This is a genomic window from Enterobacter sp. BIDMC 29 (genome assembly GCF_019378755.1).
GTDB lineage: Bacteria > Pseudomonadota > Gammaproteobacteria > Enterobacterales > Enterobacteriaceae > Enterobacter > Enterobacter ludwigii.
In genome coordinates this window covers 2465325-2487991 of the sequence record NZ_CP080000.1, presented here as the reverse complement: position 1 = coordinate 2487991, position 22667 = coordinate 2465325, and the positions used below count along the sequence as shown (strand labels likewise).

At 55.9% G+C, this 22667-nt stretch carries 23 protein-coding genes; 20 read left to right on the top strand and 3 right to left on the bottom strand.

Going from position 1 to position 22667, the window contains the following annotated elements; all coding sequences use genetic code 11:
* Window positions 1-75: 75 nt before the first annotated feature.
* Window positions 76-561, top strand: a complete 486-nt coding sequence (gene sixA, locus JTA15_RS11140) for a phosphohistidine phosphatase SixA (RefSeq protein WP_014171048.1) — start codon at window positions 76-78, stop codon at window positions 559-561.
* A gap of 48 nt (window positions 562-609) precedes the next feature.
* Here the strand turns inward: sixA and smrB are convergent, their stop codons facing one another.
* The gene (gene smrB / locus JTA15_RS11135; protein WP_014171047.1) at window positions 610-1161 is read right to left on the bottom strand and encodes an endonuclease SmrB; all 552 of its coding nucleotides are present in this window, start codon (window positions 1159-1161) and stop codon (window positions 610-612) included.
* 145 nt (window positions 1162-1306) lie between these two features.
* On the opposite strand from smrB, the gene prmB reads away from it, so the two are divergent.
* The 6 genes from prmB to JTA15_RS11105 are packed head-to-tail and all read left to right on the top strand — an operon-like array spanning window position 1307 to window position 5858.
* Window positions 1307-2239, top strand: coding sequence for a 50S ribosomal protein L3 N(5)-glutamine methyltransferase (prmB, locus tag JTA15_RS11130; RefSeq protein WP_014171046.1), 933 nt, complete (start codon window positions 1307-1309; stop codon window positions 2237-2239).
* Window positions 2240-2299: 60 nt separating this feature from the next.
* Window positions 2300-3385 (top strand): chorismate synthase, encoded by a 1086-nt coding sequence (gene aroC / locus JTA15_RS11125; RefSeq protein ID WP_025203566.1) that lies wholly within the window; start codon window positions 2300-2302, stop codon window positions 3383-3385.
* Window positions 3386-3387: 2 nt separating this feature from the next.
* Window positions 3388-4212 (top strand): penicillin-insensitive murein endopeptidase, encoded by an 825-nt coding sequence (mepA, locus tag JTA15_RS11120; protein WP_014171044.1) that lies wholly within the window; start codon window positions 3388-3390, stop codon window positions 4210-4212.
* On the top strand, window positions 4212-5021 hold the full coding sequence (locus tag JTA15_RS11115; protein ID WP_014171043.1) for a sulfite exporter TauE/SafE family protein: 810 nt from the start codon (window positions 4212-4214) through the stop codon (window positions 5019-5021). Before mepA ends, JTA15_RS11115 begins: the two co-directional genes overlap by 1 nt.
* The gene (locus JTA15_RS11110; protein WP_020883114.1) at window positions 5021-5566 is read left to right on the top strand and encodes an elongation factor P hydroxylase; all 546 of its coding nucleotides are present in this window, start codon (window positions 5021-5023) and stop codon (window positions 5564-5566) included. Before JTA15_RS11115 ends, JTA15_RS11110 begins: the two co-directional genes overlap by 1 nt.
* 13 nt (window positions 5567-5579) lie before the next feature.
* Entirely contained in the window at window positions 5580-5858 is a 279-nt protein-coding gene (locus JTA15_RS11105; protein WP_020883115.1) for a YfcL family protein, read from the top strand.
* A gap of 50 nt (window positions 5859-5908) precedes the next feature.
* Here JTA15_RS11105 and mnmC read toward each other — a convergent pair whose 3' ends face one another.
* Complete coding sequence (gene mnmC / locus JTA15_RS11100) at window positions 5909-7906, bottom strand: bifunctional tRNA (5-methylaminomethyl-2-thiouridine)(34)-methyltransferase MnmD/FAD-dependent 5-carboxymethylaminomethyl-2-thiouridine(34) oxidoreductase MnmC (RefSeq protein ID WP_219373223.1); 1998 nt, start codon at window positions 7904-7906, stop codon at window positions 5909-5911.
* 158 nt (window positions 7907-8064) lie between these two features.
* Here mnmC and fabB point away from each other — a divergent pair, with 158 nt between their 5' ends.
* Window positions 8065-9282 (top strand): beta-ketoacyl-ACP synthase I, encoded by a 1218-nt coding sequence (gene fabB, locus JTA15_RS11095; protein WP_014171039.1) that lies wholly within the window; start codon window positions 8065-8067, stop codon window positions 9280-9282.
* A gap of 205 nt (window positions 9283-9487) precedes the next feature.
* Window positions 9488-10666, top strand: coding sequence for an MFS transporter (locus JTA15_RS11090; RefSeq protein WP_078774643.1), 1179 nt, complete (start codon window positions 9488-9490; stop codon window positions 10664-10666).
* Window positions 10667-10743: 77 nt separating this feature from the next.
* Here the strand turns inward: JTA15_RS11090 and flk are convergent, their stop codons facing one another.
* Window positions 10744-11748: a flagella biosynthesis regulator Flk gene (flk, locus tag JTA15_RS11085; protein ID WP_059306630.1), complete on the bottom strand. Its 1005-nt coding sequence runs from the start codon at window positions 11746-11748 to the stop codon at window positions 10744-10746.
* A gap of 113 nt (window positions 11749-11861) precedes the next feature.
* Between flk and pdxB the strand changes: the two genes are divergently transcribed.
* From pdxB to argT, 11 genes are all read left to right on the top strand, one after another.
* Window positions 11862-12998 (top strand): 4-phosphoerythronate dehydrogenase PdxB, encoded by a 1137-nt coding sequence (pdxB, locus tag JTA15_RS11080; RefSeq protein ID WP_025203570.1) that lies wholly within the window; start codon window positions 11862-11864, stop codon window positions 12996-12998.
* 67 nt (window positions 12999-13065) lie between these two features.
* On the top strand, window positions 13066-14079 hold the full coding sequence (locus tag JTA15_RS11075) for an aspartate-semialdehyde dehydrogenase (protein ID WP_014171035.1): 1014 nt from the start codon (window positions 13066-13068) through the stop codon (window positions 14077-14079).
* Window positions 14079-14891 (top strand): tRNA pseudouridine(38-40) synthase TruA, encoded by an 813-nt coding sequence (gene truA / locus JTA15_RS11070; protein ID WP_025203571.1) that lies wholly within the window; start codon window positions 14079-14081, stop codon window positions 14889-14891. The genes JTA15_RS11075 and truA overlap by 1 nt, the downstream gene beginning before the upstream one ends.
* Before the next feature lie 28 nt (window positions 14892-14919).
* Window positions 14920-15579: a DedA family protein gene (locus JTA15_RS11065; RefSeq protein ID WP_020883122.1), complete on the top strand. Its 660-nt coding sequence runs from the start codon at window positions 14920-14922 to the stop codon at window positions 15577-15579.
* Window positions 15580-15733: 154 nt separating this feature from the next.
* Complete coding sequence (gene accD, locus JTA15_RS11060; RefSeq protein ID WP_020883123.1) at window positions 15734-16639, top strand: acetyl-CoA carboxylase, carboxyltransferase subunit beta; 906 nt, start codon at window positions 15734-15736, stop codon at window positions 16637-16639.
* A gap of 67 nt (window positions 16640-16706) precedes the next feature.
* Window positions 16707-17975, top strand: a complete 1269-nt coding sequence (gene folC, locus JTA15_RS11055) for a bifunctional tetrahydrofolate synthase/dihydrofolate synthase (protein WP_219373222.1) — start codon at window positions 16707-16709, stop codon at window positions 17973-17975.
* Window positions 17965-18666 carry a cell division protein DedD gene (gene dedD, locus JTA15_RS11050; RefSeq protein ID WP_086532265.1) on the top strand — a complete coding sequence of 234 codons (702 nt, stop codon included), beginning with the start codon at window positions 17965-17967 and terminating at the stop codon, window positions 18664-18666. The genes folC and dedD overlap by 11 nt, the downstream gene beginning before the upstream one ends.
* Window positions 18667-18877: 211 nt before the next feature.
* A complete protein-coding gene (gene cvpA / locus JTA15_RS11045) occupies window positions 18878-19366 on the top strand; it encodes a colicin V production protein (RefSeq protein WP_000262116.1) in 489 nt (162 codons plus the stop codon).
* Between the two features lie 36 nt (window positions 19367-19402).
* Window positions 19403-20920, top strand: a complete 1518-nt coding sequence (purF, locus tag JTA15_RS11040; protein ID WP_014171028.1) for an amidophosphoribosyltransferase — start codon at window positions 19403-19405, stop codon at window positions 20918-20920.
* Window positions 20921-21009: 89 nt separating this feature from the next.
* Window positions 21010-21579, top strand: coding sequence for a UbiX family flavin prenyltransferase (locus JTA15_RS11035; RefSeq protein WP_014171027.1), 570 nt, complete (start codon window positions 21010-21012; stop codon window positions 21577-21579).
* A gap of 290 nt (window positions 21580-21869) precedes the next feature.
* The gene (gene argT / locus JTA15_RS11030; RefSeq protein WP_219373221.1) at window positions 21870-22652 is read left to right on the top strand and encodes a lysine/arginine/ornithine ABC transporter substrate-binding protein ArgT; all 783 of its coding nucleotides are present in this window, start codon (window positions 21870-21872) and stop codon (window positions 22650-22652) included.
* Window positions 22653-22667 lie beyond the last annotated feature (15 nt).

The following is a 22667-nucleotide window of genomic DNA, read 5'->3' as shown; positions in this document are numbered from 1 at the left end:
ATCGGGTTTTCTACCTCGGAGCGGTAATCGCGGGTAGTCAACGCCGGTGATTCTGGTTAACAAAAGCGGTGCAATATGCAAGTTTTTATCATGCGTCACGGCGACGCGGCACTCGATGCCGCCAGTGACTCAGTACGTCCTTTGACCGTCTGTGGCTGCGACGAATCTCGTCTGATGGCGACCTGGCTTAAAGGTCAAAAAGTGGACATCGAACGCGTTCTGGTGAGTCCGTTCCTGCGTGCAGAACAGACGCTGGAAGTGGTGGGGGAGTGTATGAACCTGCCAGCCAGTGTGGATGTTCTCCCGGAACTCACCCCGTGCGGTGATGTCGGCCTTGTCAGCGCTTATCTTCAGGCGCTGTGCAATGAAGGTGTCGCTTCCGCGCTGGTCATTTCCCACCTGCCACTCGTTGGCTATCTGGTATCTGAGCTGTGCCCGGGCGAGACGCCGCCGATGTTCACGACTTCCGCCATTGCCAACGTCGCTCTCGACGAAACGGGCAAAGGGGTCTTCAACTGGCAAATGAGTCCGTGCAATCTGAAGATGGCAAAAGCTATCTGATGTGACGTGTGATATGGCGGGGAGCAGAACATGCCTCCCGCCGTCCTGTCAGGGTAATTCTGGCGGCTGCCACTCTTCTACTTCAATCAACACCAGTAATGCGGCATCTCCGCCGTACTCTTTGGGTGCCTGATGAAACGCCATCACGTGGGGATGCTGAGCCAGCCACAGCGGTGTTTGTTGCTTCAGGATATGTTTGCCGTGGCCGTGCATCACGCAGGCGCAGAAAACATGTTCGCGACGACAGGCGGCAATTAACGCGCCCAGTTCCTGCTTCGCCTGCATCTGCGTCAAACCGTGCAGATCAAGAAACAGTTCGGGCGAGTAATCCCCCCGGCGTAATTTTTTCAGCTCAAAGTGGCTGACATCTTCCCGTACGTACTTCACCGCGCCCTGCGTATTGAGCAGGGGCTGAAATTCATCTGAAAAATAGTGGCTATTATCCGCCTGCTCCTGGAGCAATCGCTTGACCGGGACTTCCGTGATTTTTTTGCGCATCGGACGGTGGACAATGATGTCCTGCTTGATTTGACGCGTCCCGGTCATCAGCTGACGGAAGAGCGCCTGATCCTCCTCGCTAAGGGATGTTTTCTTTTTCATGGGTCATTCTCATCTCGTATTTCCGACAGTGTACCCGACTAAACGCATTTTTTAACCTCAAGCGCGACGCGTCATTGCTGATTTATCGCCGTCTTCATGGCAAACTAGCCGCCGAAAATTATGCGAGCATGCCCTGGAGGAAAGAGTGGATAAAATTTTTGTCGATGAAGCAGTAAACGAGCTGCATACCATACAGGACATGTTGCGCTGGTCGGTTAGCCGCTTCAGCGCCGCAAATATCTGGTACGGGCACGGTACCGATAACCCGTGGGATGAGGCCGTTCAACTGGTGCTGCCGTCCCTCTACCTGCCGCTCGATATTCCGGAAGACATGCGTACCGCACGCCTGACCTCCAGCGAAAAGCACCGTATCGTGGAGCGTGTTATCCGCCGCGTTAACGAGCGCATTCCGGTTGCCTATCTGACCAACAAAGCCTGGTTCTGTGGTCACGAGTTCTATGTTGATGAACGCGTTCTGGTGCCGCGCTCGCCGATTGGCGAACTGATCAACAACCACTTTGAAGGCCTGATTAACCATCAGCCAGAGCATATCCTTGATATGTGTACCGGCAGCGGCTGTATCGCGATTGCCTGTGCGTACGCCTTCCCGGAAGCGGAAGTGGATGCCGTGGATATCTCCACCGATGCGCTGGCTGTGACCGAGCACAATATTGAAGAGCACGGTCTGATCCATCACGTTACGCCAATCCGCTCCGATCTGTTTCGCGATCTGCCAACGCTGCAGTACGATCTGATCGTCACCAACCCGCCGTATGTTGATGCGGAAGACATGTCCGATCTGCCAAACGAATATCGCCACGAGCCGGAGCTGGGTCTGGCGTCAGGCTCTGATGGCCTGAAGCTTACCCGTCGCATTCTGGCCTGCGCGCCGGATTATCTGACCGACGACGGTGTTCTGATTTGTGAAGTGGGCAACAGCATGGTACATCTGATAGAGCAGTACCCGGATGTGCCGTTCACCTGGCTTGAGTTCGATAACGGCGGTGACGGCGTCTTTATGCTGACCAAAGCGCAGTTGCTTGACGCGCGCGAATACTTCAGCATTTACAAAGATTAATCCAGCGGGCTTCGGCCCGTTTCACAACGCTCAAACACAAATAACGACATCGGAGCCGTGATGGCAGGAAACAGTATTGGACAATTATTCCGGGTGACCACCTTTGGTGAATCGCACGGGCTGGCACTGGGCTGTATCGTTGACGGCGTACCGCCAGGCATCGAACTGACCGAAGCCGATTTACAGCACGACCTCGACCGTCGTCGTCCGGGGACTTCTCGCTACACCACGCAGCGTCGCGAGCCGGACCAGGTCAAAATTCTTTCCGGCGTTTTCGAAGGCCGCACCACCGGCACCAGCATCGGGCTGCTGATTGAAAATACCGATCAGCGCTCGCAGGATTACGGCGCCATCAAAGATGTGTTCCGTCCTGGACACGCCGATTACACCTACGAACAAAAGTATGGCTTCCGTGATTATCGCGGCGGCGGACGTTCGTCTGCCCGTGAAACCGCGATGCGCGTTGCGGCAGGGGCTATCGCCAAAAAATACCTGCAGCAGAAATTTGGCATTGTGATCCGCGGCTGTCTGACCCAGATGGGCGATATTCCACTGGCTATCAAAGACTGGGATCTGGTCGAGCAAAATCCGTTCTTCTGTGCCGATGCAGATAAGCTGGAAGCGCTGGACGAACTGATGCGTGGCCTGAAAAAAGAGGGCGACTCCATTGGTGCCAAAGTCACCGTCGTGGCTGATGGTGTACCACCAGGCTGGGGTGAACCGGTATTTGACCGTCTGGATGCGGACATCGCTCACGCGCTGATGAGCATCAACGCGGTGAAGGGCGTAGAAATTGGCGACGGTTTTGACGTCGTTGCGCTGCGCGGCAGCCAGAACCGCGACGAAATCACCAAAGACGGTTTCCAGAGCAACCACGCGGGCGGCATCCTCGGCGGTATCAGCAGTGGTCAGCAGATTATTGCCAATATTGCGCTGAAACCGACCTCCAGCATTACCGTGCCAGGCCACACGATTAACCGCTCTGGCGAAGAAGTTGAGATGATCACTAAAGGACGTCACGATCCCTGTGTGGGGATCCGTGCGGTGCCGATCGCAGAAGCGATGCTGGCGATCGTACTGATGGATCACTTCCTGCGCCAGCGCGCGCAGAATGCGGATGTGACGACCACCATTCCACGCTGGTAAACATGAAAAAAACCGTCATTGCTCTGCTGGCACTGCTTGCCAGTGGAGCCAGTCTGGCCGCGACGCCATGGCAGAAAATTACCCATCCTGTGGCGGGCAGCGCGCAGTCTATTGGCGCGTTCTCGAACGGCTGTATCGTTGGGGCACAGGAACTTCCGCTGCAGTCCGATACCTATCAGGTGATGCGTACCGACCAGCGTCGTTATTTTGGCCACCCGGATCTGGTGCTGTTTATCCAGCGTCTGGGAAACCAGGTGCATAACCTGGGGCTGGGCACGATGCTGATTGGCGATATGGGAATGCCTGCCGGCGGTCGCTTCAACGGCGGACACGCCAGTCACCAGACCGGTCTCGATGTCGATATTTTCCTGCAATTGCCGAAAGCGCGCTGGAGTTCAGCCCAGTTGCTGAAACCGCAGGCGCTGGATCTGGTGGCGCGCGACGGTAAAAACGTCGTGCCATCGTTGTGGACGCAGGACGTCTTCAGCATGATTAAGCTGGCGGCGAAAGATAACGATGTCACGCGGATTTTCGTTAACCCGGCCATCAAGCAGCAGCTCTGCCTGGATGCCGGCACCGATCGCGACTGGCTGCGTAAAGTGCGCCCGTGGTTCCAGCATCGTGCACATATGCACGTTCGTCTGCGCTGCCCGGCAAACAGCCTGGAATGTGAAGATCAGCCGTTACCCCCGCCAGGCGATGGCTGTGGTGCGGAACTGCAGAGCTGGTTTGAGCCGGCAAAACCTGGAACCTCTAAGCCTGAGAAGAAGACACCGCCTCCGTTGCCGCCTTCCTGCCAGGCGCTACTGGATGAGCATGTACTTTAATGGATAATTTCGTCGAACTGTTTATGGTGTCGCCGCTTCTGCTGGTGGTGCTTTTCTTTGTGGCGATGCTGGCCGGGTTTATTGATGCTCTGGCGGGCGGCGGTGGTTTGTTAACCGTACCGGCGCTGCTGGCTGCGGGCATGAGCCCGGCACAGGCGCTCGCCACTAACAAGCTTCAGGCGTGCGGCGGCTCGCTCTCCGCGTCGCTCTATTTTATTCGCCGTAAGGTCGTCAGTCTGGCTGACCAGAAGCTCAATATTCTGATGACCTTTATTGGCTCGACCTCGGGTGCACTGCTGGTTCAGCATGTACAGTCCGATATTTTGCGCCAGATCCTCCCCATTCTGGTTATCTGCATCGGTCTCTACTTTTTGTTGATGCCAAAGCTCGGGGAAGAAGACCGGCAGCGACGTCTGCATGGCCTGCCGTTCGCTCTTATCGCGGGTGGCTGCGTCGGGTTTTACGATGGCTTCTTTGGCCCCGGAGCAGGCTCGTTCTATGCCCTTGCGTTCGTGACGCTGGCCGGCTTTAACCTCGCTAAATCCACCGCCCACGCCAAAGTGCTCAATGCGACGTCAAACGTCGGCGGCCTGCTGCTGTTTATCATTGGTGGCAAAGTTATCTGGGCAACCGGATTTGTGATGATGGCAGGGCAGTTTTTAGGCGCACGCGCGGGCTCGCGTCTGGTATTAAGCAAAGGACAGAAGCTCATTCGCCCGATGATTGTTGTCGTCTCAGCGGTCATGAGTGCCAAACTGCTTTATGACAGCCATGGACAAGAGATCCTCACCTGGCTGGGAATGAATTAGTGAACACAACCCATAAATACGAACAGCTGATTGAGATTTTTGATGGCTGTTTTGCTGATGATTTTAATACCCGTCTGATTAAAGGCGACGACGAACCGATCTATCTTCCTGCTGATGCGGACGTGCCGTATAACCGTATCGTGTTTGCGCACGGCTTTTACGCCAGCGGGTTACACGAGATTTCGCACTGGTGTATTGCGGGGAAAGCGCGTCGTGAGCAGGTGGATTTCGGCTACTGGTATTGTCCGGACGGCCGTGACGCCGCCACGCAGAGCCAGTTTGAAGATGTGGAGGTGAAACCGCAGGCGCTGGAATGGTTATTCTGTGTGGCGGCAGGTTTCCCGTTTAACGTCAGCTGTGACAACCTCGAAGGAGAGGTCGAGCCAGACCGTATTGTCTTCCAGCGCCGCGTTCATGCGCAGGTGATGGAGTATCTTGAGAAAGGCATCCCGGAACGCCCGGCGCGCCTGATCGAGGCCTTACAGAATTATTACCACACGCCGGAGATCACGGCGGAATGCTTCCCTTGGCCGGAAGATCTTTAACAGAGGAAAGAAGATGATCGCAGAATTTGAATCACGCATTCTGGCGTTAATTGATGACATGGTGGAACACGCCAGTGATGATGAGCTGTTCGCCAGCGGTTATCTGCGTGGTCACCTGACGCTGGCTGTCGCTGAGCTGGAAGCAGGGGACGATCACTCTGCCGAGGCCATTCATGATGAAGTGAGCCGCAGCCTGGAGAAAGCGATCCAGGCAGGGGAACTCTCTCCGCGTGACCAGTCATTAGTGCTGGGTATGTGGGACACCCTGTTCCAGCAGGCAAAAGCCAGGTAGTCATTTCTCCTCCCTCTCCCGGTGGGAGAGGGAGGACATCGACCCGTACGTTACTTCACCCTTTTTCCTTTCAGTAACTTCCGTACCCACAAACGGTTGGGATTGAGCCCCGCAAGCGTAACGCTGTCCAGCGGAACGGGCTCATCACTCATCTGTGCCGCCAGCACTTCGGCCAGCAACGGCGCTGAGCATAATCCCCGTGAACCGAGTCCCCCGAGCATAAACAGCTGCGGATAAACTGGCGCACTCACCGCGGTATCACGGTTTTCAGCAAGATCCTGATAGGCCTCAAGCGTTGCTTCATAGTCAGGCACATTTCCCGCCATCGGCAGATGGTCCCGGGTGGCGCAGCGTACGCCACAGCGCGCGTCACCGGCGCTGATATCAACCTCTTTTGCCCAGTCGGCCTGCGGGAAGCAGTTGAGCAGGCGCTGGCGATTTTGCTGCTGATCGTCTTCGCTGTAGCGCATGTCGGTCTCACCGCGATGGTAGCTGGCACCAATGCAGTGGTGGCCGTTGGATGGATTTTGTGGCGTCAGATATCCGTCGTAGCAGAGTACCTGCTGCAGTTTTTCCAGCGCTGGCGAGGTGGGGATATGGCTGACCTGGCCGCCGACAGGGTAAAGCGGCAGCTTTTCCGTCTGGATGAACTGGCTGATAGGGTGACCGTTGGCCAGCACTACGCAGGTATGCTGCGCCTCTTCGCCGGTGGTGAAATGCAGGTTCCAGTGCTCCATGTGGTGAAGTGAGGCGACCTGGCGGGAATAGTGCACCGTCAACCCGCGCGACTGCGCCAGCGCAATGGCTGCCGTGGTCAGATCTGCCGGACACAGCCAGCCACCGAGCGGATAGTGGATACCGTCGCAGCCCGTATCGACCCCCGCGGTTTCGGTTATCTGCTGCGCATTCGCCGCCCGGGCAATTTCGAGCGGCAGACCCAGCGACAACATGTGCGCGATTTTTTGCTGGCTCTTCTCATCCCAGCCCAGTTGCGTAACGCCACACCAGTCGTGGTCAAACGCTACAGGCAGGGCATCATACAGGCGCCGGGCAAAGGTAAAGGCTACCGGGAAAAACTGGCTCAGCGCCGGATCGTGAGCGCTTAACAGTGGGTAGAGCGCCCCCTGGCGGTTGCCGGAAGCGCCCTTTGCCGGCGCGTCGTCGGCGCAGTAGAGCGTTACCTGCCAGCCACGGTGTAAAAGCGCGAGCGAAAGCAGGGCGCTGGCAATCCCGCCGCCGACAATTGCTACCTCTCGTGAAGTGCTGGCGCTGCGTGAAAACCAGGGCGTCTGAGCGGGGATCTCCAGCATCTGATCCATTCTTCCGACCAGCATGTCGCGCTTGCGACCAAAACCTTTGGTCTTTTGCATGGTAAAGCCGGCCTCCTGCAATCCGCGGCGGACAAAGCCTGCCGAGGTGAAGGTCGCGAGCGTTGCGCCAGGACGTGCCAGGCGTGCCATTGCGTTAAACAGATGCTGGCTCCACATGTCCGGATTCTTGGCGGGGGCAAAACCATCGAGGAACCATGCGTCCACTTTCTGGTTCATCGAATCATCAAGCTTATCGGTCAGATCATTGATGTCGCCGAGCCACAGATCCAGCGTGACGCGCCCGCCGTCCAGCAGCAGACGATGACAGCCGCCGAGGTGCGGCGGCCACTGCGCCTGAAGCTGCTCCGCCCATGACGCAAGTTCCGGCCAGTGTTGATGGGCCAGACGAAGGTCATGCGCGGTGAGCGGAAATTTTTCAAAACTGATGAAATGTAATCTTTGCAGTGTAGCGTCAGGGTGAGCAGCGTGAAACTGATCGAACATCTGCCAGAGGGTGAGAAAATTCAGACCGGTACCAAACCCGCTCTCAGCGACCACGAACAGACTGCGCGGATGCGTGGGGAAACGGGCGTTTAACTGGTTTCCGTCGAGGAAAACATAGCGGGTTTCTTCTAGTCCGTTATCATTAGAAAAGTAGACGTCATCAAAATCTCGGGAAACAGGTGTACCCTCAGCGTTGAATTCGAGGTTGGCGGGTTGTATAGCGTTTTGTTTCACGTAAGTTACTCGTCTGACAGGCAGTGACACGATCTTAACGATGTGCGTCCATCGGTGCAAATTTCCGCAGAAAATGTCTGATCGGACTTGTTCGGCGTACAAGTGTACGCTATTGTGCGACTCGAAACTTAATATAGTGCGACTTACAGAGGTATTGAATGAAACGTGCAGTGATTACTGGCCTGGGCATCGTTTCCAGCATCGGTAATAACCAGCAGGAAGTCCTGGCATCTCTGCGTGAAGGACGCTCCGGGATCACTTTCTCTGAAGAGTTTAAAGATTCAGGTATGCGTAGCCACGTATGGGGTAACGTCAAACTGGACACCACCGGTTTGATTGACCGTAAAGTGGTTCGTTTCATGAACGATGCCTCTATTTATGCTTATCTCTCCATGCAGGAAGCGATTGCGGATGCGGGTCTGAGCGCGGAAGTTTACCAGAACAACCCACGCGTAGGTCTGATCGCCGGTTCCGGTGGCTCATCTAAAGCGCAGGTCTTTGGTGCCGACGCAATGCGTAGCCCACGTGGTCTGAAAGCGGTAGGTCCTTATGTTGTGACTAAAGCTATGGGTTCAGCGGTTTCCGCTTGCCTGGCGACCCCGTTCAAAATCCACGGCGTTAACTACTCCATCAGCTCTGCCTGTGCGACCTCCGCACACTGCATCGGTAATGCGGTTGAGCAGATCCAGCTGGGTAAACAGGATATCGTGTTTGCTGGCGGCGGCGAAGAACTGGGCTGGGAAATGGCCTGTGAATTCGACGCAATGGGGGCACTGTCCACCAAATATAACGAAACTCCGGATAAAGCATCCCGTACCTATGATGCGCACCGTGACGGTTTCGTTATCGCAGGCGGCGGTGGTATGGTTGTGGTTGAAGAGCTGGAGCATGCGCTGGCGCGTGGTGCGCACATCTACGCTGAGATCGTGGGCTACGGTGCAACGTCTGACGGCGCTGACATGGTGGCTCCATCCGGTGAAGGCGCAGTGCGCTGCATGAAGATGGCGATGCACGGCGTTGACACACCAATCGACTACCTGAACTCCCACGGTACCTCTACTCCGGTAGGCGACGTGAAAGAGCTGGGTGCGATCCGTGAAGTGTTCGGCGACAACAGCCCGGCTATCTCCGCGACCAAAGCCATGACCGGTCACTCTCTGGGTGCTGCTGGCGTTCAGGAAGCGATCTACTCTCTGCTGATGCTGGAAAATGGTTTTATCGCCCCAAGCATCAACATTGACGAGATGGACGAGCAGGCCGCAGGTCTGAACATCGTGACCCAGCCAAAAGAAGCGACACTGACTACCGTCATGTCCAACAGCTTCGGTTTCGGCGGTACTAACGCCACGCTGGTGATGCGTAAGTACAACGCATAAGTTCTGACTGATTCAAAAGGGGAGCCTGACGGCTCCTTTTTTTATGCATTGACAAGCGGCTGATCTCGCAGGCAAACTTCCTACCTCAACATTATCCTCACGATAATGCGTAAGCGTTCAACGTCAACCAACGCACCTAAATCCTGGTTATCAGGAAGAGGGGGCGTGGTTTTTCCCCGCCTTACTCTTCATTTCGGAGTAAAGCATGACTGCAGTCACTCAAACAGAAACAACCTCTTCAGCGAACGTCTCGCTGTTTCGCATCGCGTTTGCGGTGTTCCTGACCTATATGACCGTCGGCCTGCCGCTGCCGGTGATCCCGCTGTTTGTTCATCAGGAGCTGGGCTATGGCAACACCATGGTCGGCGTCGCCGTGGGTATTCAGTTCCTGGCTACGGTATTAACCCGCGGTTATGCCGGACGTCTGGCGGATCAGCACGGGGCAAAACGCTCGGCGTTACAGGGCATGTTTGCCTGTGGTCTGGCGGGAGGTGCATGGCTGCTGGCCGCTCTCCTGCCGGTTGACGCTGCGTATAAATTTGCGCTGCTGATCGTGGGGCGTTTAATCCTGGGCTTTGGTGAAAGCCAGCTCCTGACCGGTACGCTGACATGGGGTATGGGACTGGTGGGGCCTGCACGCTCCGGCAAAGTCATGTCCTGGAATGGCATGGCCATTTATGGCGCGCTTGCCGCAGGCGCCCCGCTCGGGTTGCTTATCCACAGCCACTTTGGCTTTGCCGCGCTGGCAGCGACCACCCTGATGCTGCCGCTGCTGGCATGGGCATTCAACGGTCCGGTGCGTAAAGTCCCTGCCCATAAAGGGGAGCGCCCGTCTTTGTGGAGCGTGGTGGGCCAAATCTGGCAGCCGGGCCTTGGCCTGGCCCTGCAGGGTGTCGGTTTTGCGGTAATCGGTACGTTCGTCTCGCTCTACTTTATGAGCCGCGGCTGGGCGATGGCAGGTTTTACGCTGACCGCCTTTGGTGGCGCATTTGTCTTAATGCGCGTGCTGTTCGGCTGGATGCCGGATCGTTTTGGCGGCGTGAAGGTTGCAGTGGCGTCACTGGTGATTGAAACCCTGGGTTTGCTATTACTGTGGAGTGCACCCGTTGCGTCCGTAGCGTTGTTAGGCGCGGCATTGACCGGCTGCGGATGTTCGCTTATTTTCCCGGCGCTGGGCGTGGAGGTGGTAAAACGTGTCGCCCCACAGGTGCGTGGCACGGCGCTTGGCGGCTATGCGGCGTTTCAGGATATCTCATACGGGGTAACCGGGCCGCTGGCAGGCCTGTTAGCGACATCGTTCGGGTATCCGTCTGTTTTCCTGGCGGGCGCGGTTGCAGCGGTTGTGGGCATTGTGGTGACGCTGGTGGCGTTTCGTCAGTCTTAGCTAGTTAAGTGCCGGGGCGGCAAGCCCTCCCCGGTGTGCTGTCGGCCCGGCAGGCGTAGCGCCACCGGGCGAAACCGTTATGCGACCAGCCAGAAAATCGCCAGTGCAATCATTAACGCAATAAACATCAATCCTGGACGGGCAGAGAGGGTTCTGAACGTTTCCACCACCGGCGCAAACAGCGGATTGTAGATTGGCTGTATGTTTCGTGCCTCCGGCACGCCCCCTTCGCGTTCGGCGCGGCGAACGAAAATCTGGTTGAGCACATCCTGCACCTGCGCGGTGGTCAGTACCGTTTGCGGTGTAGCCTGCCAGGTCTGCTGGGCGTAATCACGAATGGTGTCAAATTCGTTCGGCTCCAGCGGCTGCTTAAGTGCCGCCTGAACCGTGTGCAGGGTTGGAGCGGTCTGGGTGCTGAGCGTCTGACGCGCCTGTAGCCAGGTCACCAGATGCGTAAACTGTTTCGCCGGGATCAGCTCGCCCGCTTTTACGCCGGAGAGTTCCAGCATTGATTGCCAGATAAGCTTCGTCGGTTCGCCGGTGGCGGCGGCCAGCTTGGTCACCATCTGCTTGAGCGTGTTGTGCTCGGCAGGCAGCAGCGGACGCTCGGTCGCAGGGCGTTGCTGAGGCTGTGGAATTGACAGCTGATTGGTTTGCAGCAGCGTCAGTACGGTTTTGAGCTGTTCCGGGGTCAGCTGGCTCAGGGCGGTCTGACCAAATTGCTGGCGAATAAAATCACTCACCGCCTGGCGGTTATTTCCCTGGCCCAACAGCTCGGTCAGCTGCGAGACAATCTGGCGTGTGCTGTGATTCTGCTGTGCAGTATCAATCCGCTGGTTCAGGTTTTGCTCGGCAGCAGGGAAATGGCGCGACTGCAAAGGTGCGTCGTTCCTGACACCTAAATCGTGCTTTACCCCAGCCCAGACTTCCGCGTTTTGCTGCGACGTCAGCGCGATCAGGCGCGTGATCAGTCGCTCCAGCACGGTGCGCTGTTGTGTGGATAGCGGTTGTTCGCCTGCAACGTTTGGCGTAACAGGGCCTTCACCCGGAGGGCGCGGCGGCGTACCTGAAATGGGCTGCATCGTCAAAAATCCTTAAAGTCAAAACTCAGCGTAAACCTGGCAGACGTATATGCCTGGCGGCCAGATTATGGCACACTTGATGGGTTTTCTTCCTCTCAAACAGGTACTCAGACGTGAAAATCCTCGTTGATGAAAATATGCCTTATGCCCGCGAGCTCTTTAGCCGCCTCGGCAACGTTAAGGCTGTCCCGGGTCGGCCGATCCCGGTAAACGAGCTGGATGATGCAGACGCGCTGATGGTGCGCTCGGTAACCAAAGTAAATGAGGCGTTGCTCTCCGGCAAAGCGGTGAAATTTGTCGGGACCGCAACGGCAGGGACGGATCATGTGGATGATAAATGGCTTAAGCAGGCGGGGATCGGTTTTTCAGCCGCGCCGGGCTGCAACGCCATTGCGGTCGTGGAATATGTTTTCTCCTCCCTGCTGATGCTGGCAGAGCGCGACGGTTTTGCGTTGCAGGACCGTACCGTCGGGATTGTTGGTGTGGGCAACGTGGGCGGGCGCCTGCATAAACGTCTTGAGGCGTTAGGCATTCGCACCCTGCTGTGCGATCCGCCGCGTAAAGACAACGGTGATGAAGGCGACTTCCGTTCGCTGGATGAACTGGTTGCACAGTGCGATGTGATCACTTTCCATACGCCGCTGTTTAAAGAGGGGCCTTATAAGTCGCTGCACCTTGCTGACGAAGCCCTGATCCGTCGTCTGAAGCCTGGCACTATTCTGATAAATGCCTGCCGGGGTCCGGTGGTCGATAACCTTGCGCTGCTGAAATGTCTGGACGAGGGGCAAGCGCTTAGTGTGGTGCTGGACGTCTGGGAGCCGGAGCCTGAGCTTAACGTTGCGCTGCTTAACAAGGTGGACGTCGCAACGGCGCATATTGCCGGTTATACCCTTGAAGGAAAAGCCCGCGGCACGACGCAGGTCTTTGAGGCCTATAGCGCCTTTATCGGCCATCCACAGCAGGTGGCGCTGGATACCTTACTACCTGCCCCTGAGTTTGGCCGCATTACCCTGCACGGGCCACTCGATCAGGCAACGCTGAAACGACTGGTCCATTTGGTGTATGATGTGCGCCGCGATGACGCGCTGCTGCGTAAAGTGGCGGGTATTCCGGGTGAGTTTGATAAGCTGCGCAAGAACTATGTTGAGCGCCGCGAGTGGTCTTCCCTGTATGTGATTTGCGATGACGCAACGGCTGCGACGCAGCTGCATAAACTGGGTTTTAACGCCGTTCATCACCCGGCACATTAATGTCTTCTTAATGCTCCCTGTTGGATACTCCGACAGGGACGCTTTTTTATTTCTGGAGTAAACCACCATGTCTGAAGGCTGGAACATTGCCATTTTAGGTGCCACGGGTGCCGTGGGTGAAGCCCTGCTCGAAACCCTTGCTGAGCGTCAGTTCCCGGTGGGTGATATCTATGCGCTGGCGCGTACAGATAGCGCGGGTGAACATCTGCGTTTTGGCGGTAAATCTGTCATGGTTCAGGATGCGGCCGGGTTCGACTGGACTCAGGCGCAGCTGGCGTTTTTTGCAGCCGGTGCTGAGGCTACGGCGTCTTACATTGAAGAGGCCACCAACTCGGGTTGTCTGGTGATTGATTTAAGCGGCCTGTTCGCGCTTGAGCCGGATGTGCCGCTGGTGGTGCCGGATGTGAACCCGTTTGTGCTGGCAGACTACCGTAACCGCAACGTTATCGCCGTACCGAACAGCCTGACCAGTCAGCTGCTTACCGCGCTGAAACCGCTGATCGACGAAGGCGGCCTGTCGCGTATCTTCGTTACCAGCCTGCTGTCTGCGTCAGCCAACGGCAAGCAAGCGGTTAACGCACTGGCCGGGCAGAGCGCGAAATTGCTGAGCGGCGTTCCGATTGATGAAGACGACTATTTTGGTCGCCAGCTGGCGTTTAACATGCTGCCACTGCTGCCGGATCGCGAAGGCAGCGTGCGCGAAGAGCGCCGTATTGTCGATGAAGTCCGCAAAATCCTGCAGGATGATGGCCTGATGATCTCTGCCAGCTGCGTGCAGTCTCCGGTCTTCTACGGCCACGCGCAGATGGTTGGTTTTGAAGCGCTGCGCCCGCTCGCCGCAGAAGAAGCGCGTGACGCGTTTGGTCGCGGTGAGGATATCGCCCTCTCCGAAGAGAGTGAGTTCCCGACGCAGGTTGGTGATGCGACCGGTAGTGCACATCTGTCTGTTGGCTGCGTGCGTAACGATTACGGAATGCCTGAGCAGATCCAGTTCTGGTCAGTTGCCGATAACGTTCGCTTTGGCGGCGCGCTGATGGCGGTGAAAATTGCGGAGAAACTCGTGCAGGAGTACCTGTACTGATGTCAGAAGTGGATCACAAGCCTGTTCATAAAATTGCCCTCGGTATTGAGTACGATGGCAGTAAGTATTATGGCTGGCAGCGTCAAAATGAGGTGCGCAGCGTCCAGGAAAAACTGGAAAAAGCGCTCTCTCAGGTGGCGAACGAACCGATAAGCGTTTTCTGTGCCGGGCGTACGGATGCCGGCGTTCACGGCACGGGGCAGGTGGTTCATTTTGAAACCACCGCTGTGCGAAAGGACGCCGCATGGACGCTGGGGGTGAATGCGAATTTACCTGGAGACATTGCGGTTCGTTGGGTTAAAGATGTTCCCGATGATTTTCATGCGCGTTTCAGCGCCACCGCGCGCCGTTACCGCTATGTCATCTACAATCAGCGTCTGCGTCCGGCGGTGTTAAGCCAGGGCGTGACGCATTTTTATGAACCGCTTGATGCTGAACGTATGCATCGTGCGGCGCAGTGTCTGATTGGTGAAAATGACTTTACCTCGTTCCGTGCGGTGCAGTGCCAGTCCCGTACGCCGTGGCGTAATGTCATGCACATAAACGTCAGCCGTTATGGCGCGTATGTGGTGGTGGATATCAAAGCCAATGCCTTTGTACATCATATGGTGCGGAATATTGTGGGCAGCCTGATGGAAGTGGGTGCCGGACACCAGCCGGAGAGCTGGATTGCAGAACTGCTGGCAGCGAAGGACAGAACGCTTGCGGCAGCCACGGCGAAAGCGGAAGGGCTGTATCTGGTCTCGGTAGACTATCCGGATCGGTTTGACCTGCCGAAACCGCCAATGGGCCCGCTGTTTTTAGCGGACTAATCAAAGGTGCAATTAAGGCTTAGACAAAATGGACGTAATACGTTTTTTGATTGATTTCATCCTGCATATTGATGTTCACCTGGCGGAGCTGGTCGCGCAGTACGGCGTCTGGGTTTACGCTATTCTGTTCCTCATTCTGTTCTGTGAAACCGGTCTGGTTGTCACCCCGTTCCTGCCGGGGGATTCACTGCTGTTCGTGGCCGGCGCGTTATCCGCGTTACCGACTAACGATTTGAATGTGCATCTGATGGTTGTGTTGATGGTTATCGCCGCGATTATTGGTGATGCGGTGAACTACACGATTGGACGGGTGTTTGGTGAGCGGCTTTTCAGCAATCCGGACTCGAAAATTTTCCGTCGCAGCTATCTCGACAAAACCCATGCATTCTATGAACGTCATGGCGGCAAAACCATTATCCTTGCCCGTTTTGTGCCTATTGTGCGTACATTTGCACCGTTTGTGGCAGGAATGGGGCATATGTCCTATCGTCACTTTGCGGCATATAACGTTGTTGGCGCGCTGCTGTGGGTGTTGCTGTTTACCTATGCCGGCTACCTGTTTGGCGATCTCCCGGTGGTCCAGGAAAACCTTAAGTTGCTGATTGTAGCGATTATTGTGCTTTCGGTACTGCCTGGGGTTATTGAGATTATCCGTCACCGACGTGCGGCAGCAAAGCAAGCGAAGTAAATGCATACTGGCGGTTCGACCACTTTTTTATCCAAAGTTTCGGGCTGTTATGTTTTAATGTGCAACATTCATGGTCTGTTGGAGGCAAAAATGGCATTATTCGCCTCTTATAGCAAAACTGGCATACGACCAGGTTCAGGCAGAAAGGTTATCAATGAGCTGGATTGAACGAATTAAAAGCAACATAACCCCGACTCGTAAAGCGAGCATTCCTGAAGGGGTATGGACGAAGTGTGATAGCTGCGGCCAGGTTCTGTACCGCGCAGAGCTGGAACGCAATCTTGAGGTGTGTCCGAAATGTGACCACCACATGCGTATGACGGCGCGTAATCGCCTGCATAGCCTGCTGGACGAAGGTTCTCTGGTAGAACTGGGTAGCGAGCTTGAGCCAAAAGACGTGCTGAAGTTCCGTGATTCCAAAAAATACAAAGACCGTCTGGCCTCTGCACAGAAAGAGACCGGCGAGAAAGACGCGCTGATCGTCATGAAAGGCACCCTGCACACGATGCCGGTGGTGGCTGCCGCGTTTGAGTTCTCCTTTATGGGTGGCTCAATGGGCTCTGTCGTGGGTGCGCGCTTCGTGCGTGCCGTTGAGCAGGCGCTGGAAGACAACTGCCCGCTGATCTGCTTCTCCGCCTCCGGTGGTGCACGTATGCAGGAAGCGCTGATGTCGCTGATGCAGATGGCGAAAACCTCTGCTGCGCTGGCGAAAATGCAGGAGCGCGGTTTGCCGTACATCTCCGTGCTGACCGACCCGACGATGGGTGGCGTTTCCGCAAGCTTTGCCATGCTGGGCGATCTGAACATCGCTGAGCCGAAAGCGCTGATCGGTTTTGCGGGTCCACGCGTTATCGAACAGACCGTACGTGAAAAACTGCCGCCGGGCTTCCAGCGCAGTGAGTTCCTCATCGAGAAAGGCGCTATCGACATGATCGTCCGCCGTCCGGAGATGCGCCTGAAACTGGCAAGCATCCTGGCGAAGCTGATGAATCTGCCAGCGCCGAACCCGGATGAGCCGCGCGAAGGCGTGGTGGTACCGGATCAGGAACCCGAGGCCTGATAACTGAAAAGGGCAGGGCCGGATGGCGCTGCCCTTTTGCTTTCTCAACTGTTAATGACCGGGCATCATGGAAAATAAAAGCATTCCCCAAGCCACGTCGCCCCTGGCCGCGTGGCTTTCTTATCTGGAAAACCTGCACAGTAAAACCATCGATATGGGGCTTGAGCGCGTAAGCCAGGTTGCCGCGCGTCTCGACGTACTGAAACCAGCGCCGTTTGTGTTCACCGTTGCCGGAACGAACGGAAAAGGCACGACGTGCCGCACGCTGGAATCTGTCCTGATGGCAGCAGGCTATAAGGTTGGCGTTTACAGCTCTCCACACCTCGTGCGGTATACCGAGCGGGTGCGTGTGCAAAACCGCGAGCTGCCGGAATCAGCGCATACCGCCTCTTTCGCGGAAATTGAAGCCGCGCGCGGTGAAATTTCATTAACCTATTTTGAATACGGCACCCTGTCGGCACTGTGGTTGTTTAAGCAGGCGCAGCTGGACGTGGTGATTCTGGAAGTCGGCCTCGGCGGGCGTCTTGATGCCACCAACATGGTGGATGCGGATGTGGCCGTCGTGACCAGCATTGCGCTGGATCATACCGACTGGCTGGGGCCGGATCGCGAAAGCATTGGTCGCGAGAAAGCCGGGATTTTCCGGGCGAATAAACCTGGCGTGGTCGGCGAGCCGGATATGCCGCACACCATTGCAGAGGTGGCGAATGAGACGGGTGCGCGTCTGCTGCGCCGTGGCGTAGACTGGCAGTATGAGGTTCAGGCAGACGGCTGGCGCTTTAGCGATGCGCAGGGCGCACTGGACAACCTGCCATTGCCGCAGGTGCCGCAGCCTAACGCGGCAACCGCGCTGGCGGCACTGCGCGCAAGCGGTCTGGCGGTGAGCGAGCAGGCGATTCGCGAGGGCATTGAGCGGGCGATCCTGCCCGGGCGTTTCCAGATTGTCAGCGAGTCACCGCGCCTGATCCTCGATGTGGCGCATAACCCGCATGCCGCGGCGTATCTCGCGGGACGTCTCAAATCGTTACCAAAAACCGGGCGCGTGCTGGCGGTTATCGGTATGCTTCATGATAAAGATATTGGCGGTACGCTGGCCTGCATGGAGAGTGTGGTCGATAGCTGGTATTGTGCTCCTCTGGAGGGGCCACGCGGGGCGACCGTTGAGCAGTTGATGGAACATCTCGGCAAAGGCGCAATCTATAATAGCGTGGCTCAGGCCTGGCATGCCGCGATGGCGGATGCTAAACCAGAAGATACCGTGCTGGTGTGTGGTTCGTTCCACACGGTGGCACATGTCATGGAAGTGATGGACGCGGGGAGAACCGGTGGCGAGTAAGTTTCAGAACCGTTTAGCAGGAACAATAGTGCTGGTGGCGCTGGGAGTCATTATTCTCCCGGGCCTGCTCGACGGGCAGAAAAAGCACTATCAGGATGAGTTTGCAGCCATTCCACTGGTACCGAAACCGGGCGATCGCGACGAGCCGGATATGCTGCCTGCGGCGACACAGGCCCTTCCTGCTCAGCCGCCGGAAGGCGCAGCGGAAGAGGTTCGCGCGGGTGATGCGGCTGCGCCGTCTCTTGATCCGTCTCGTCTGGCGGCGAGCAACACCAACGATATCGATCCTGTAACGGTTCCGGTCGTGCAGCCTAAACCGGCTGAGAAACCGAAGCCGGTCGAAAAAACGCAGCCGAAACCGCAGCGTGATAAAACGAGCGAACAGCTTGCCGCAGCGACAGAGACACCGCCTCCGGCGAAACCGGCTCAGCAGGAAGCCGCACCGACGGGCAAAGCCTACGTCGTGCAGCTGGGTGCGCTGAAAAATGCCGATAAGGTCAATGAGGTGGTGGGTAAACTGCGCAGTGCGGGATATCGTGTTTACACTTCACCTTCCACGCCGGTACAGGGTAAAATTACCCGTATTCTCGTGGGGCCAGAAGCGTCCAAAGATAAGCTTAAAGGATCGCTGGGTGAGCTGAAGCAGATCTCCGGCCTGAGCGGTGTGGTGATGAGCTACAGCGCGAACTAACCCCTCCCTCACCCTTATCCTTTCTATGAGGAGAGGGTGGGGGGAAGAGTGACGGCAGACGTCCACAGAGACGTAAAAAGCCACGGCGTTGAACATTTTTTCAGCGCCTTTTTTATTTACGCGCGGGAAGGAAATCCCTACGCAAACGTTTTCTTTTTCTGTTAGAATTCGCCCCGAACTGGATGACAGGGCGTTAAATCGTGGGACACATATGGTCTGGATTGATTACGCCATCATTGCGGTGATTGGTTTTTCCTGTCTGGTTAGCCTGATCCGTGGCTTTGTTCGTGAAGCGTTATCGCTGGTAACCTGGGGTTGTGCTTTCTTTGTTGCCAGTCATTACTACACTTACCTGTCTGTCTGGTTCACGGGCTTTGAAGATGAACTGGTCCGAAATGGAATCGCTATCGCGGTGCTGTTTATCGCGACGCTGATTGTCGGCGCTATCGTAAATTACGTGATAGGTCAGCTGGTCGAGAAAACCGGTCTGTCAGGAACAGACAGGGTACTCGGGATCTGTTTCGGCGCACTACGAGGCGTGCTGATTGTGGCCGCGATCCTGTTCTTCCTGGATACCTTTACCGGGTTCTCCAAAAGTGAAGACTGGCAAAAATCGCAGCTCATTCCAGAGTTCAGTTTCATCATCAGATGGTTCTTTGACTATCTGCAAAGCTCGTCGAGTTTCTTGCCCAGAGCCTAATGCGCTCTGAGATGTGGCTTAACGAGGAAAAGACGAATGTGCGGTATTGTCGGTATCGCCGGTTTCATGCCGGTAAACCAGTCGATTTATGACGCGTTAACGGTGCTTCAGCACCGTGGGCAGGATGCTGCGGGTATCATCACCATTGATGCAAACAACTGCTTCCGTTTACGTAAGGCGAATGGTCTGGTAAATGATGTGTTTGAAGCCCGCCATATGCAGCGTCTGCAAGGTAATATGGGGATCGGTCACGTTCGTTATCCTACTGCTGGCAGTTCCAGCGCCTCTGAGGCTCAGCCTTTCTACGTCAACTCACCGTATGGCATCACGCTTGCCCACAATGGCAACCTGACCAACGCGCACGAGCTGCGTAAGAAGTTGTTCGAAGAGAAACGTCGCCACATTAACACCACCTCTGATTCTGAAATTCTGCTCAATATCTTTGCCAGCGAGCTGGATAACTTCCGTCACTACCCGCTGGAAGCAGACAACATTTTTGCCGCCGTTGCCGCGACTAACCGCCAGATCCGTGGTGCGTATGCCTGCGTGGCGATGATTATCGGCCACGGGATGGTTGCCTTCCGCGATCCAAACGGCATCCGCCCGCTGGTGCTCGGTAAGCGCGATCTCGGTGATGGTCGTACCGAATACATGGTTGCCTCTGAAAGCGTGGCGCTGGATACCCTGGGCTTCGAGTTCCTGCGTGATGTTGCGCCTGGCGAAGCGGTCTATATCACTGAGAAGGGCCAGCTGTTCACCCGCCAGTGTGCTGACAATCCGGTGAGCAATCCGTGCCTGTTTGAATATGTTTACTTCGCCCGTCCGGACTCGTTTATCGACAAGATTTCCGTTTACAGCGCGCGCGTGAACATGGGGACAAAACTTGGCGAGAAGATTGCCCGCGAATGGGACGATCTGGATATCGACGTCGTTATTCCTATTCCGGAAACGTCCTGCGATATCGCTCTGGAAATCGCCCGCATTCTGGACAAGCCATACCGTCAGGGGTTTGTGAAAAACCGCTACGTTGGTCGTACCTTTATCATGCCGGGTCAGCAGCTGCGCCGTAAGTCCGTACGTCGTAAACTGAACGCAAACCGCGCTGAGTTCCGCGACAAAAACGTCCTGCTGGTGGATGACTCCATCGTTCGCGGCACCACCTCAGAACAGATTATTGAGATGGCGCGCGAAGCGGGTGCGAAGAAAGTGTATCTGGCCTCAGCCGCACCGGAAATTCGTTTCCCGAACGTGTACGGCATCGATATGCCAACCGCCAATGAGCTGATCGCTCACGGTCGTGAAGTGGACGAAATTCGTCAGATCATCGGTGCCGACGGCCTGATTTTCCAGGATCTGAACGATCTTATCGACGCAGTACGCGCTGAGAATCCGGATATTCAGCAGTTCGAATGCTCCGTGTTTAATGGCGTCTACGTGACGAAAGACGTTGACCAGCAGTACCTCGACTACCTTGATTCGCTGCGCAACGACGATGCGAAAGCCGTCCAGCTGCAAAACGATCTCGAAAGTTTAGAGATGCACAACGAAGGTTGATGTCTGTGCAAGTGAGGGCATTTGCCCTCACTTGCAACTCCCCGCAAAATCCTGCACAGTCTGCCCTGAAATCAGTTAGGGCGAAAATCATGAAACGACTCATTGTTGGGCTCAGTGGTGCCAGTGGCGCGATTTACGGCGTACGTCTGTTACAGGTGCTGCGCGACGTGGCAGAAGTGGAAACGCATCTGGTCATGAGCCAGGCGGCACGTCAGACCCTCTCTCTTGAAACCGACCTCTCACTGCGTGATGTCCAGGCACTGGCGGATGTGGTTCACGATGCCCGCGATATCGCCGCCAGCATCTCCTCTGGCTCGTTTAAAACGGCGGGCATGGTTATCCTGCCTTGTTCCATTAAAACGCTCTCCGGCATTGTAAACAGCTATACCGACACGCTGGTCACCCGCGCCGCGGACGTGGTGCTGAAGGAGCGTCGTCCTCTGGTTCTCTGCGTGCGGGAAACGCCGCTGCATCTGGGACATCTGCGTTTAATGACTCAGGCTGCTGAACTCGGCGCGGTGATCATGCCACCGGTACCGGCGTTCTATCACCGGCCCGTTTCACTGGATGATGTGATTAATCAGACGGTTAACCGCGTTCTCGATCAGTTTGATATCGACCTGCCTGAAGACCTTTTCACCCGCTGGCAGGGTGCCTGAATCTGTGCACTCACAGCGTGCATGAAAAGATAACGTGCCCTGTTTCAGGGCAATTATGCAACGGCGATCATATCCTCGACATTTAATTCGCTTTTTCCCTTTTTCTCTTTCCGGTTCGTTCGGCAGACCTGCTATCTTTCACCATTAAGGCAATATCGCAACGTTTTATTAACATATTTAACGTCGAACTTTTCACCAGACGGCAATGTGGCATAAGACCTGCAAGAGAAGCCTGCAACACAACACACAACACAATACATAATAAAATCACGGTACTTGAGGGTAAATGTATGAAGAAGATGGTTCTGGCTCTGTCTTTGCTGGTGGGGTTAAGTGCGGCAGCAGGTAGCTACGCAGCGCTTCCACAGACAGTTCGTATCGGTACAGACGCAACCTACGCGCCATTCTCTTCCAAGGATGCGAAAGGCGATTTCGTTGGGTTTGATATCGATCTGGGAAATGAAATGTGCAAACGCATTGCGGTGAAATGCACATGGGTGGGCAGCGACTTTGATGCGTTAATCCCGTCGCTGAAAGCCAAGAAAATCGACGCCATTATCTCTTCTCTCTCTATCACCGAAAAACGTCAGCAGGAGATTGCCTTCTCTGACAAGCTTTACGCTGCAGATTCACGTCTGATTGCCGCTAAAGGCTCCCCGATTCAACCCACCATCGACTCGCTGAAAGGCAAGCATGTCGGCGTGCTTCAGGGCTCAACGCAGGAAGGGTTTGCCAATGCGAACTGGCGTGAAAAGGGCGTCGACGTGGTGGCGTACCAGAACCAGGATCTGATCTACTCTGACCTGGCGGCAGGCCGTCTGGATGCGGCATTCCAGGATGAAGTCGCCGCGAGCGAAGGCTTCCTGAAACAGCCAGCGGGCAAAGAGTACGCTTTTGCTGGCCCGTCCGTGAAAGACAAAAAGTACTTTGGTGACGGTACGGGTATCGGCCTGCGTAAGGACGATACCGAGCTGAAAGCCGCCTTCGACAAAGCGTTTGCTGAGCTGCGTAAAGACGGTACCTACGACAAACTGGCGAAGAAATACTTCGACTTCAACGTCTACGGTGACTAATACCTGACGACAATG